Here is a 12,462-nt window from a genome sequence, read left to right as displayed (position 1 = left end):
ATTTGCGCTGCGGCGCGGTAACGTGCCGCGACCCCCGGCCGCTATTCAGCCGGCAGCTCCGCAAGACGGATGAGAAGGAAAGGTGTCGCCAGAACCATGGCACGCTCCTTTTCCGTCATGAAGGCGACTGCCTCGGTGGCGGTGTCGGCCTCCGAGATCTTGGCCGCCGCCAGCGCCTCGATGCTGTCGACGACGCCGCGCGGCCGTTCCGGCACGCGGTCGACAAGGGCGAGATGCAGCGCACGCCAGCGCGGATCCGCGACAAGATCCGCCATCGACGGTCGTTCGCCCACGGCTGCTTCATAGACGGGGCGCAGCGCGGCCGCGGCCACGGCGATCGGTGGCGGCGCGGCTTCCTCGGGCGTCCGCAGCAGGCCGATGCGCTTGATGACGCGGCCGATGCGATTCGATCCCGTGATGCGGGAGAGCGGCACCGCGAGAATGAGCCCGATGATCGCCGGCGACATCCAGGCGACCAGCACGAGCGAATCGAGCCAGGACGCTGCCAGCAGCGCGACGCCCATCAACACATGCCAGCGATGGCGGATGATCAACGACCGGAGCGGCACGCCGCCATCGTCGCGGCGTTGCGGCGTCCAGCCCGAATCGCGGCCGACCAGGATGGAAACGATCGCGCCGGTATGGACGAGCATCATGATGGGCGCGATCAACGCCGAGACGATGATCTCGAACAGGAAGGAGAGGATGGTGCGGAAGCCGCCGACCGAGCGGCGCGCATCGCGGTCGCGCAGGAAGGCGACGAGGCCCATGACCTTCGGGGCGAACAGGATCGCCATTGTGAGGGCGAACAGCCGCAGGGCGCGTTCGGCGTCGATCACCGGCCATGTCGGAAAGAGCTGGAAGTCCTCGGTGAAATATTCGGGCCGGATGAAGTGGGCCTGCAGCGACAGCGCCAGGCCGGCCAGGATCAGCAGCAGCCAGAGCGGCGAGGCGACATAGGACCCGATGCCGGTCAGGAGGTGGATGCGGCTGACCCAGTGAAGGCCGCGCGCCGGCAGCACGAAGAGATGCTGCAGATTGCCCTGACACCAGCGCCGGTCGCGGACGGCGAGATCGACGATCGAGGGCGGGCTCTCCTCATAGGAACCGGCGAGATCGTCGGCGATCCGCACAGTCCAGCCGGCGCGGCGCAGCAGCGCTGCCTCGACGAAATCATGGCTGAGGATATGGCCGCCGAAGGGCGGCTTGCCGGGCAGGTCGGGCAGTCCCGCCGCTTCGAGGAAGGCGCGGGTGCGGATGATCGCGTTGTGGCCCCAGTAATTGCCTTCCGAGCCGGTCCAGAAGGAGAGGCCGGCGCCGACGATCGGACCGTAGACGCGGCCGGCGAATTGCTGCAGCCGCGCCAGGATCGTGGTCCCGTTGACGAGGGCGGGGATGGTCTGGATGAGGCCGGCGTCGGGGTCCTCCTCCATGCGGCGCGCCAGCTCCACGATCGTCTCGGGCGCCATCAGGCTGTCGGCGTCGAGGACGAGCATCTGCTCGTAGGCGCCGGCCCAGCGCATGCAAAAGTCGGCGACATTCCCGGCCTTGCGCGAAACGTTGCGGCGGCGGCGGCGGTAGTAGATGTTGGCCTTGCCGGCGAGGCGTGCGCGGATCGCGACGACCGCCGCCTCCTCGGCGAGCGCGACGTCGGGATCGGTGGTGTCGGCGAGCACGAACCAGTCGAAGGCCGGCCCCTGGCCGAGCGCATGCAGCCCTTCGGCCATCGCTTCGATGCCAGCGAAGACGCGCGAGGGGTCTTCATTATAGGTCGGCATCAAGACGGCGGTGCGCGCCGCGAGCGGCCCCGACGGCGTGCGCTTCGGACGGCCGATGCGACCAATAACGAGACCATAGCCGGCGATCGCGCTCATGAACGCCATGGCGATCCAGCCGAAATTCAGCGCGAACAGAATGAGCACCGCGATCTCGATCGGCGTCAGCCCGCCGACTTCGAGCACCTGCTCCATTTCGAAGACGGCGATCGCCGCGAGCGCGAAGGCGCCGCCAAGGACCGAGATGCGCCGGAAGAAGGACGAACGGGAATGGCGCGGATCGATGAACCGGCGGCGGTTGCGCCGCCGGAACCGCCAGAGCGACTGGATCGGCATGTCCGAGGGGACTTCCGGCGGCATGCCATGCAGGGTCGCGGCGGGCGCCGGGGGCGAGGCGGTCTCTTCGGCATCAGGCAGAGAGGGCGAGACGGTGTCCGCCTCGGCCCCCCGTTCTGCCAGGACTGCCGTCACGCCGTCGCCGTCCATCGATAGACCCAGGTCTCCGAGGCGCGGCCGTCCGGGAAGGTCAGCACGGTCCTCAGTTCGATAAGATTGGCATTGTCAGGATCGAGCTCGAAGTTCACGCGCCAGCCTTGGCCTTCACCGATCTGCGGATTGGGGATCACCACCACATTGCTGATCTTGCCCGCCGAAGTGGTCACCGTTGCCTTCGGCTCTTCGGCTGGCTTGCCTTCGAGCAGTTGCTGCGGAGCGAAGTCGACGACGAAGCGCCGGCTCGGGCTGTCGCCATCCAATGTCGACCGGCCGACCATGGTTCCGTTGACGACCATGCCGCCGGCAACAAAAGTGGGGTCGCCGCCCCATGAAAGACGATAGGCAAAGGAATATTCGGAGCCCGCAGGCATGGGATCCTTCGGCTGCCAATAGGCCACGATGTTGTCGTGGATCTCCGAATTGGTCGGAATCTCCACCAGCGTGACGGCGCCCGAGCCCCAGTCGCCGACAGGTTCGACCCAGAGGCTCGGCCGCTTCTCGTAGAAGGCTTCGAGATCCTCATAGGTGACGAAGTTGCGGTCACGCTGAATGAGGCCGAAGCCGCGCGGCCCGGCATCGACAAAGGCGCTGATCTGCAGCGTCGCGGGATTGGACAGCGGCCGCCACAGCCGCTCGCCGCGCCCGTTGACCATCAGGAGGCCATCGGAATCGTGCACTTCGGGGCGGAAATCGTCGACGCCCTGCCGATCGTTCGGGCCGAAGAAGAACATGCTGGTGCCAGGCGCCAGCCCGACCTTGGCGAGGTCGACGCGCGGGAACAGGTCGGCCTCGACATCCATGGTCGTTGTGACGCCCGGGCGGATGGTGAAGCGATAGGCGCCGGTGACGCTCGGGCTGTCGAGCAGGGCATAAAGGACGATGGTGTCGCCGTCCTTGACCGGCGTTTCGACCCAGAAGGCGCGGAAGATCGGGAACTCCTCGCCTTCCGGCTCGGCGGTCTTCACGGCAAGGCCGCGTGCCGAGATGCCATAGGCCTGTCCCTTGCCGAGCGAGCGGAAATAGCTTGCGCCCTGGAAAACGACGACCTCGTCGAAATAATCCGGCCGGTTCAGCGGCCCATGCAGACGGATGCCCGCAAAGCCGATATCGGCGTTGGGAATGCCCTTCGGCACCAGCGGCCCGAAATCGAACAGGTCGGTCGAATAGGGCAGATGCTTGGCGACGCCGTCCTTGACGATCGCGACTTCGATCGGCTCCTTGAAATAGAAGCCGGGATGGAAGAGCTGCAGCGTGAAGGGCAGGCCCGAGCCCTGCCAGATCGACGCCGAAGTCTTGAAGCGGATGTCGCGATACTGGTCGTAGGTGAGGTTCTGCAAGACTTCCGGCAGCCGCGAGGCGGGGGCTGCGAAAGGCACCCGCGACAGGCGCCGCGCAATCTCCGAGACTGTCGAGCGTGTGAACGGCCCGTCGGTGGCGAGCGAGGCGGCGACGTTGGTCGCCTGTGCCAGCGCCTCACCGGGGAGGACCGTGCCAATCGCCGCCGCCGCGGCTGTCGCTGCGGCCGATGCGAGCAGGCGCCGCCGCGTAAGCTTATACGATGGTGTCATCATTTTCTTCTGTCTGATCCCGACGATGGGGCGCAGTAACGGGGCGGTGTGGTGGAACCAAGACTAAATTCCGCAACGGCTAAAGCCGTAGCCGATTTAGCGAAACACGTCGATGGCTCGCGCGGCCGCCGCCTCGCCGGGGGACGGCGGTTCAACGGGCCTTGGCGATCCTAGCGACATTCTCGCGCATGCGAAATCCTCCATGCGGCACTGCAAAGGCGGCTTCGCGACGTTTCGTCGCCGTGGGCTATCCGAAATGATCAGGCGATGCGGACCTGTATCTTGACCGCGCCGGCCCGCCTGACCACCCTCGCGCGAACGAAACGTGCGAACGACATCTGGGGAAGACGCGCATGATCACGGTATTCGGCTCCATCAACATCGACCTGGTCTGCCGGACGTCGCATCTGCCGCGCCCGGGCGAGACGGTACCGGGCTCGGACTATCAGCTGATTCCCGGCGGCAAGGGCGCCAACCAGGCGCTGGCGGCGCGGCGCGCCGGCGCCAGCGTGCGCATGATCGGCGCCGTCGGCGCCGACGACATGGCCGCGATCGCCCTCGGCGAGCTTGAGAAGGACGGTGTTGATCTCACGGCTCTCGTACGCCGCGGGCCGACCACGGGCATGGCGATCATCACCGTCGACGATGGCGCCGAGAACACAATTGTTCTTTCTCCCGGCGCCAATGCCCGCCTCAAGGCCGCCGATCTTGTCTCGGCTTCCCCGGGCGAAGGCGACACACTGCTGCTGCAGATGGAAGTGCCGTTCGCAGAAAGCCTGGCGGCGGCGCGGGCGGCGCGCGCGGCGGGTGCACGGGTGCTGCTCTCCATCGCGCCCTTCCTGCCGATCGAGCGGTCGGCCCTTGCCGAGGTCGATATCATCCTCGTCAACGAGACCGAGGCGGCGGATCTCGCGCGCCATCTCGGCCTTGAGGCCGGATCCGGCGGCGCCGAGACCGTGGCGACGCTGTCGAAGGCACTGGGCAAAACCGTCATCGCCACGCTTGGCAGCGACGGCGCCGTCGCTTCCGTGGATGGCGCGGAGATTCTCGTCCCGGCGCTGGCCGTCGTGCCCGTCGACACCACCGGAGCGGGCGATACCTTTGCCGGCGTGCTCGCTGCCCTGCTTGACCAAGGCGAGAGCCTGGAGACGGCGCTGCAATTTGCCGCCGCCGCCGGCTCGCTCTCCTGCACGAAGGAGGGCGCGCAGCCGAGCTTCCCGCGCCGGGCCGAGATCGAGGCTGCGCTCAGCGGGCCCTCATCCAACGCCTGAGCCGCGCCGCGCTGTTTTCCGTGACAAGCTGGCGACGTTTCCGCTATGACTTGGCTGCGATCCGATCACCAGTGAATGAGTTCTGCGCCTGTGCAGGGTGTTTGGGTTGCGGACGCGTTCCGCGACGCCGATATGTTGTGGAAGACGCGGCTTCACCCGCCAGCATTTCGAGATCCCGATGAGCGCCACCACCGCTGCCCCGCCCCGCACCCTCCGTCTCAACGCCGCCGACAATGTTCGCGTCGCGATCGACACGATCATGCCGGGCTCTCTGGTCGAGGGTATCGCCGCTATCCAGCGCATCCCGAAGGGCCACAAGATGGCGGTCACCGGGATTGCCGAGGGCGCTCCGGTCCTCAAATTTGGCCAGATCATCGGCTTCGCAAAGGCGACCATCGCGCCGGGCGAACATGTGCATGAGCATAATTGCGGCATGCACGACTTCGACCGCGACTACCAGTTCGCGGAAGGGGCGCACGATGACGGCATGCTGCCGCTCGCTGAGCGGCGCATGTTCGACGGCTATCACCGCCCGAACGGCAAGGTTGGAACGCGCAATTATATCGGCGTGCTGACCAGCGTGAACTGCTCGGCGACGGTGGCCCGCCACATCGCGGAAGCCTTCAACCGCTCGAACCTCCTCGACGCGTTCCCCAATATCGACGGCGTCGTCTCGTTCGTGCATGGCACCGGCTGCGGCATGGGCGGCTCGGGCGAGGGCTATGAGACGCTGGAGCGCACGCAGTGGGGCTATGCCACGCATCCGAACCTTGCCGGCGTCCTCGTGGTCGGTCTCGGCTGTGAGGTGTTCCAGATCCCCCGGCTGATGAAGTCCTACAATCTCGTCGAGCACGAGGGCTTCCGCACGATGACGATCCAGGACATCGGCGGCACCCGCAAGACGATCGAGTGGGGCGTCGACATGATCCGCGAGATGCTGCCGGCGGCCAACAAGCACTATCGCACGCCGACGCCGGTCTCCGAGATCATGGTCGGCCTGCAATGCGGCGGCTCGGACGGCTATTCGGGCATCACTGCCAACCCGGCGCTCGGCTATGCCTCCGACATGCTGGTGAAGCATGGCGGCACGACGATCCTCTCCGAGACGCCGGAAATCTATGGCGCCGAGCATCTCCTGACGCGCCGCGCCGCCAATCGCGAAGTCGGCGAGAAGCTGGTCGACCTGATCCACTGGTGGGAAGACTATACCGAGCGCAATCAGGGCGAGATGAACAACAATCCCTCGCCGGGCAACAAGGCGGGCGGGCTGACCACCATTCTGGAGAAGTCGCTCGGAGCGGCTGCGAAGGGCGGCACCGCGACGCTGCGCGGCGTCTACAAATATGCCGAGCCGATCAATACGCACGGCTTCGTCTATATGGACAGCCCCGGCTATGATCCGGCGGCGGTGACCGGCCAGATCGCGTCCGGCGCCAATATGATCGTATTCACCACCGGCCGCGGTTCGGCCGCCGGCTACAAGCCGACGCCCTCGATCAAGCTCGCCACCAATTCCGATCTCTATGCGCGGATGACCGACGACATGGATATCAATTGCGGCGACATCCTCGACGGCGCCTCGATCGAAAAGAAGGGCGAGGAGATCTTCGAGGAGATCGTCGCCGTCGCCTCAGGCAAGCGCTCGAAATCGGAAGAACTCGGCTATGGCGATTCGGAATTCGTGCCGTGGCAGATCGGCGCCGTGATGTGAGACCCAAAGGCCCGGCTTCGACCGGGCCTTTTCTTTTCGGGTCCAGCTCCGCTTACCCCATCGCGACGTCGTAGAGCAGCTTCAGGTTGAGCGTGATGATGATCACCGCTGTTACGGCGGCGATGACGGTCAGCCAGCGCGGCGAGCGGAATTTGCCCATCTTGCGGCGCTCGGCGGTGAACATCACCAGCGGCACCACGGCGAAGGGGAGCTGCAGGCTCAAGATGACCTGGCTGAAGATCAGCAGCTTGCCGGTGCCTGCGGCGCCATAGAGGATCGTCACCGCTGCGGCCGGGACGATGGCGATGCCGCGTGTGATGAGCCGCCGCAGCCAGGGTTGCAGGCGAATATTGATGAAGCCTTCCATGACGATCTGGCCGGCCATCGTCGCGGTCACGGTCGAATTCAGGCCGCAGCACAGCAGTGCGATTGCGAAGAGCGTCGGGGCGAGGGCCGAGCCGAGCAGCGGGTGCAGCAGCGCATAGGCCTTGTCGAGCTCGATGACGTCGTGCTGGCCGTGCGCATGGAAGGCCGAGGCGGCAAGGATCAGGATCGAGGCATTGATCGTCAGCGCGAACATCAGCGCCACGGTCGAATCGATCGTCGCGAAGCGGATCGCCTCGCGTTTGCCCTGGTCGTCGGTGGCATAGGCGCGTGTCTGCACGATGCCCGAGTGCAGATAGAGATTATGCGGCATGACCGTCGCGCCGATGATGCCGAGCGCGAGATAGAGCATGTTGGGATTGGTGACGAGGTCGGTGGTCGGCGCAAAGCCCTTGATGACCGCGCCCCAGTCCGGGCTCGCCATCAGGATCTGGATCAGGAACGAGATGGCGATGACGCCGAGCAGCGTGATCACCAGCGCCTCGACGAAGCGGAAACCCTTGGTTTGCAGGTAAAGCACCAGGAACACATCGAGCGCCGTGATGATGACGCCGATCTCGAGCGGGATGCCGAACAGGAGATTGAGGCCGATCGCGGTGCCGATCACCTCGGCAAGATCGGTTGCGCAGATCGCGATCTCGGCGAGGATCCACAGCACGAAGGCGACTGGCGCGGGATAGGCGTCGCGGCAGGCCTGGGCGAGATCGCGGCCAGTGGCGACCGCAAGACGCGCGGCCAGCGCCTGCAGGATGATCGCCATGATGTTGGACAGGAGCGCGACGAACAAGAGCGCATAGCCGAAGGACGAGCCGCCTGCGAGCGAGGTCGCCCAGTTGCCGGGATCCATATAGCCGACGGCGACAAGATAGCCGGGCCCGAGGAAGGCAGCAGCCTTCCGCCAGTTCGTGCCGGAGGCGGCGACTGCGATCGAACCATGCACTTCCGACATTGATGGCAGGCCACGCTCGCGCCGCCAGCCCGATCCGTCGCCGCGATCTTCCGTTTCATCCAGCACGCGCATGTCGTCGCACTCAATTCCTGCTAATGAGAATTATTCGCATTTAGGAGTGCTACGGGCGGGATGTCAATGCTGTCCGGTGACGGATCGCGAAACTGCTTGCGAATCGCATAAGCATCCGCTTATCTAATGTTCATGATCGAAGCCGACATCTTCCGTGCCCTTGCTGATCCGACGCGCCGCGCGGTGTTCGAGCGCTTGGCCTCGGGCGAGATGAGCGTGTCGGCGTTGAAGGCGCGCTTTTCCGTGTCGCAGCCGGCCATCTCGCAGCATCTCGCCGCGCTGAAGGCGGCCGGCCTCGTTGCCGAGCGGCGGGAGGGACGCTTCTCCTATTATCGCGTGGCGCCGGAAGGCCTGGCGCCGCTGGTAGACTGGATCGACCGCTATCGCGCCTTCTGGCCGGAGCGGATCGATCGCCTCAAGGATGTGCTGAAAGGGCTGGAGCCATGACGGAAACCGCGAGTGACATCGCCCATGATGACGCGGCCGCTGCGAGCGATGCGACGAAGACAGTCGCGCTGGTGATGGAAACCGATCTCGACGCCGCGATCGATACGGTGTGGCGGGCGATCACCGATCCGGCGCTGGTCGCGCGCTGGCTGCTTCCGGGCGGCATGGCGGCAGAGGCTGGCGCGGCGTTCAATCTGGACGGCGGCGCGGCGCTCGGGACGATCGACTGCACTGTGATCGAAAGCGATCCGCCGCGACGCCTCGCCTATCGCTGGCAGAAGGCTGCGACGGAGACCGAGCCCGCGCTCGACACGGTGGTGCGCTTCGATCTTGCGGCGCGGCCGGAGGGCGGCACGCGGCTGAAACTCGCCCATGAAGGCTTCGTCGTCGCCGCGGACCGGCCGGTCGATGCCGTCGCGCCGGCGGAGGAGGAGATGATCGTGCTGCTGCCGATGGCGGCGCTGATGCGTCGGCGCATCGCGCGGAGGCGCCGCCCGGCGGCGTTCAGCCATGGCGCAATGCCGACATTGATGCGGCTTGCCGCCTGAACGCGTGGACCAATCGAGGACAAAGCGATGATGAGTTTCGTGCCGATGGTCGTCGAGCAATCAAGCCGTGGCGACCGTGCCTTCGACATCTACTCTCGCCTCCTGCGCGAGCGGATCATCTTCCTGAACGGACCGATCGACGACACCGTCTCGGCGCTCGTTTGCGCGCAGCTGCTGTTTCTTGAATCCGAGAGCACGACGCGGGAGGTCGCGCTTTACATCAATTCGCCTGGCGGGTCGGTTTCGAGCGCCTTTGCGATCTATGACACCATGCAGTTCATCGGCAATCCGATCGCCACCGTCTGCATGGGAACGGCCTGCTCGGCCGGATCCTTCCTGCTGGCGGCCGGTACGCGCGGCCGCCGCGTCGCGCTCCCCAATTCCAGCATCATGGTCCATCAGCCCTCGGGTGGATTCCAGGGCGTCGTCTCCGATATCGAGCGCCATGCCGAGAACATCGTTCGCACCAAGCGCCGCCTCAACGCGCTCTACGCGAAACATTGTGGCCGCACGATCGAGGAGGTCGAGCAGGCGCTCGATCGCGACAATTTCATGGATGCCGAACAGGCCAAGGCCTGGGGGCTGGTCGATCACGTCTACGAGACACGCGCGGAAAGTATGGCGGCCTGAGCATCTCGCGCTATGCTGGTTGGCATCCACGAAGTGCCAAGGGAGTAGCGCGCATGGAAACCCGCCGTCTGGGCAGGTCTGATCTCGATGTTTCGGTCGTCGGGCTCGGTTGCAACAATTTCGGCGGACGCATCGATGCGGCCGCCTCGCGGCGCGTGATCGACGCCGCGCTCGATCACGGCATCACGTTTTTCGATACCGCCGACATCTACGCCGAGACCAAGTCGGAAACCCTGATCGGCGAAATCCTCGAAGGGCGTCGGGACAAGGTCATCCTCGCCACGAAGTTTGGCGCGCCGCTTCCAGGCAGCAATGTCGATCGGCGCGGCACGCGCAGCTATGTGCTGAAGGCGGTCGAGGATTCGCTGCGGCGGCTTCAGACGGACTGGATCGACCTCTATCAGATGCATCGGCCCGACGAGGAGACGCCGATCGAGGAAACGCTCGGGGCTCTCGAGGAACTTGTCGAGAGCGGCAAGATCCGCTGGTATGGCGCCTCGAACTTCAGCGCGGAAGGTCTCCGGGCGGCGCAGGCGGCGGCCCGCGGCGAGGGATGGCAGGGCTTCGTCTCAAGCCAGGACGAACTCAGCCTTGTCGAGCGCTCGATCGAGAAAGAGCTTCTGCCGGCAATCGAATCGGAAGGGTTGTCGCTCATTCCCTATTTCCCGCTCGCGAGCGGGCTGCTGACCGGCAAATATCGCGGTGGCGCCAAACCCGAGAACAGCCGTCTCCAGGCATGGCCGGCGCTTGGCGAGCGCTATCTCACCCCCGGCAACATGAAGCTCGTCGACCGGCTCGCGGATTATGCCGAGGCGAAGCAGCATAGCCTCATCGATCTCGCCTTTGCCTGGCTGCTGTCGCAGGACGTGGTCGGCTCGGTCATCGCCGGCGCGACGCGCCCGGAGCAGATCGTGGCCAATGTAAACGCGGCAGGCTGGACCCTGACCGCGGCCGAAAAGGCCGAGGTCGATGCCTTGCTTGTCGAGAGCCCTTAGCTGCCGGATATGCCGCTCGGAGAAGCGTGGCCGTCAGGCCCACGTCACTGGACGGTTTGTCGTCTGATCGCGATATAGGATTTCGTGAAGCCGTAGGCTTTTTCCGTGATCACCTCAGCGTCGGGGAAGAGGTATCGCATCTGGCGCTTGTTGAGCAGGATGGCGCTTTGCGCCGTCCGGGTGGCCTCGCCGACATCTCCAGCCATCTCCCAATAGCCGAGCTTGCGCCGCATGATGATCCACACGCGCAGCGGTTCCGGCAGCAACTGAAAGAAGGGGGCCCGCGCATGGGCCTCGATGGGAAACCAGAACGAAGGCGTCTGCACAAAATACTGCGGCGCCAGCCGTCTCACTTCCTTGGCCATCGCCTCCATCGCGACCCAGAGCCCGACATGCTCGATGACGGAGTTCGAATGGACGATGTCGAAGCTGTTGTCAGCATAGCCGTGCATGTCGGTGGCGTCTCCGACGACCTGTGCGATGTGATCGGCGCCATCCCTGGGAGCATATTCGAGATTGAGGAGCGTGATCTTGACGCGTGACCAATCCATGGCGCCACCGAACACCGTCCAATAGGCAGCTGTCCCGCCGACGTCGAGGATCGTGCACCGGTCTTTCTCGGCCAGGGTTCGATCGACGATATCGAGGAACATGCGAAACCGCGCCGAACGATAGCGGTTGCTGGCGGAATCCGCAGCCAGCGCGCTCGATGTCAGGGCCATGGCAACCTCCCTGGCTAATCGGGTTGCGTCTGCAACGCTAACGCGAACAGGGCCCGGCCGAAAGGTCGCCAGTTGGAGTAGTCGGCATGCACCTATTGAGGGATACGGCGCCACGATCCGCGAGGAAACCATGCCCCGGCTGGTGGGAATTGCCCCCGCTATGTCCGGGCCTCGGGCACCGTGGGGCAGGTCGAAGGGCGTGTCCGGTCCCAGCCGCGCGACGTCCAGTCTCGCGCGGGACGTGGATGGGCAATGCCTTCGTCGACCGTGAAGGTGAAGCAATTGGCGCCGTCGCGATCGACGAAGAAGCAGCCACCCTCGGAGGCCTCATAGAAGGTGCAGAAGCGGCCGTTCGAGGCCGACCATTCGCCCATGTCCGCCGCGTCGGCGCCGTGATAGCGGATCGAGCCGTCGTCGCGGTAGGTTTCGCTGAAGAATTCGCCGTCGTGGTAGATTCCGTCGAGCGTCATGCCGCTGAATGTCTTCGTGATCTCCTCCGTCGTGAGGCGCTCGCCGGCCTCGGCCGGGGGACGGGCCATCGCAAGGGCGAGCGCTGCGAGGGCGAGGACCGCGGCGCGCCGGGTCCATTGACCGATGATCGACATGGTGCGCCTCTGCAGCAGTGTTGACTTCCGCGCCATTTTGGCGTCAGAAACGCGGCATTCTCAATCGGGCTTGCCGATGGCCGCGCATTTTAATGCCAGTCAAATCCTAGTCCGCCTGGTGGCTGCCGTCACCGGGCCGACTATGGCTGCCCTGATCGTGGCCGTCCTCACGGGGACGAAAGCAACGACGAACCCGAAAACCGCGACGACCGGCTGATCGTCCCTCCCGCACCCTACGGTCTCTCCCCGGGGTTCGAGGGGGAGAACAGCCGGCTGGTTGCTGCCGATGC

12 protein-coding genes are annotated in these 12,462 nt (G+C 65.4%); 7 read left to right on the top strand and 5 right to left on the bottom strand.

The genetic code is table 11. From position 1 onward, the window contains the following. Window positions 1–41: 41 nt before the first annotated feature. A complete protein-coding gene (gene mdoH, locus LB518_RS13465; protein WP_224578028.1) occupies window positions 42–2,261 on the bottom strand; it encodes a glucans biosynthesis glucosyltransferase MdoH in 2,220 nt (739 codons plus the stop codon). Beyond that, window positions 2,243–3,838 carry an OpgD/OpgG family glucan biosynthesis protein gene (locus LB518_RS13460; protein ID WP_224578027.1) on the bottom strand — a complete coding sequence of 532 codons (1,596 nt, stop codon included), beginning with the start codon at window positions 3,836–3,838 and terminating at the stop codon, window positions 2,243–2,245. The genes mdoH and LB518_RS13460 overlap by 19 nt, the downstream gene beginning before the upstream one ends. Before the next feature lie 353 nt (window positions 3,839–4,191). Between LB518_RS13460 and LB518_RS13455 the strand changes: the two genes are divergently transcribed. Together LB518_RS13455 and LB518_RS13450 are read left to right on the top strand one after the other, a co-directional pair. Beyond that, window positions 4,192–5,109 carry a ribokinase gene (locus tag LB518_RS13455; RefSeq protein ID WP_224578026.1) on the top strand — a complete coding sequence of 306 codons (918 nt, stop codon included), beginning with the start codon at window positions 4,192–4,194 and terminating at the stop codon, window positions 5,107–5,109. 178 nt (window positions 5,110–5,287) lie between these two features. Continuing rightward, window positions 5,288–6,820 (top strand): UxaA family hydrolase, encoded by a 1,533-nt coding sequence (locus LB518_RS13450; protein WP_224578025.1) that lies wholly within the window; start codon window positions 5,288–5,290, stop codon window positions 6,818–6,820. Window positions 6,821–6,872: 52 nt separating this feature from the next. Here LB518_RS13450 and LB518_RS13445 read toward each other — a convergent pair whose 3' ends face one another. Beyond that, window positions 6,873–8,225: an Nramp family divalent metal transporter gene (locus tag LB518_RS13445; protein WP_224578024.1), complete on the bottom strand. Its 1,353-nt coding sequence runs from the start codon at window positions 8,223–8,225 to the stop codon at window positions 6,873–6,875. 132 nt (window positions 8,226–8,357) lie between these two features. Here LB518_RS13445 and LB518_RS13440 point away from each other — a divergent pair, with 132 nt between their 5' ends. Genes LB518_RS13440 through LB518_RS13425 form a run of 4 tightly spaced genes read left to right on the top strand, consistent with a single transcriptional unit; the run spans window position 8,358 to window position 10,845 of the window. After that, window positions 8,358–8,672 (top strand): ArsR/SmtB family transcription factor, encoded by a 315-nt coding sequence (locus LB518_RS13440; protein WP_224578194.1) that lies wholly within the window; start codon window positions 8,358–8,360, stop codon window positions 8,670–8,672. Beyond that, complete coding sequence (locus tag LB518_RS13435; RefSeq protein WP_224578023.1) at window positions 8,669–9,220, top strand: SRPBCC family protein; 552 nt, start codon at window positions 8,669–8,671, stop codon at window positions 9,218–9,220. The genes LB518_RS13440 and LB518_RS13435 overlap by 4 nt, the downstream gene beginning before the upstream one ends. A gap of 27 nt (window positions 9,221–9,247) precedes the next feature. Beyond that, a complete protein-coding gene (locus LB518_RS13430; RefSeq protein ID WP_224578022.1) occupies window positions 9,248–9,850 on the top strand; it encodes an ATP-dependent Clp protease proteolytic subunit in 603 nt (200 codons plus the stop codon). 53 nt (window positions 9,851–9,903) lie between these two features. After that, the gene (locus LB518_RS13425; protein WP_224578021.1) at window positions 9,904–10,845 is read left to right on the top strand and encodes an aldo/keto reductase; all 942 of its coding nucleotides are present in this window, start codon (window positions 9,904–9,906) and stop codon (window positions 10,843–10,845) included. A 44-nt stretch (window positions 10,846–10,889) separates the two neighbouring features. Here the strand turns inward: LB518_RS13425 and LB518_RS13420 are convergent, their stop codons facing one another. Together LB518_RS13420 and LB518_RS13415 are read right to left on the bottom strand one after the other, a co-directional pair. Then, window positions 10,890–11,567 carry a class I SAM-dependent methyltransferase gene (locus tag LB518_RS13420; protein WP_224578020.1) on the bottom strand — a complete coding sequence of 226 codons (678 nt, stop codon included), beginning with the start codon at window positions 11,565–11,567 and terminating at the stop codon, window positions 10,890–10,892. 158 nt (window positions 11,568–11,725) lie between these two features. Beyond that, window positions 11,726–12,172, bottom strand: a complete 447-nt coding sequence (locus LB518_RS13415; RefSeq protein ID WP_224578019.1) for a hypothetical protein — start codon at window positions 12,170–12,172, stop codon at window positions 11,726–11,728. Here LB518_RS13415 and LB518_RS13410 point away from each other — a divergent pair. Then, window positions 12,162–12,389, top strand: a complete 228-nt coding sequence (locus LB518_RS13410; protein ID WP_224578018.1) for a hypothetical protein — start codon at window positions 12,162–12,164, stop codon at window positions 12,387–12,389. The genes LB518_RS13415 and LB518_RS13410 overlap by 11 nt on opposite strands. The last annotated feature ends 73 nt before the right edge of the window (window positions 12,390–12,462 follow it).

It is taken from the genome of Mesorhizobium sp. BR1-1-16 (assembly GCF_020165495.1).
In the GTDB taxonomy this organism is placed as follows: domain Bacteria; phylum Pseudomonadota; class Alphaproteobacteria; order Rhizobiales; family Kaistiaceae; genus Kaistia.
The sequence above is the reverse complement of the archived record's forward strand: the minus strand, read 5'-3'. Positions and strand labels throughout refer to the sequence as shown.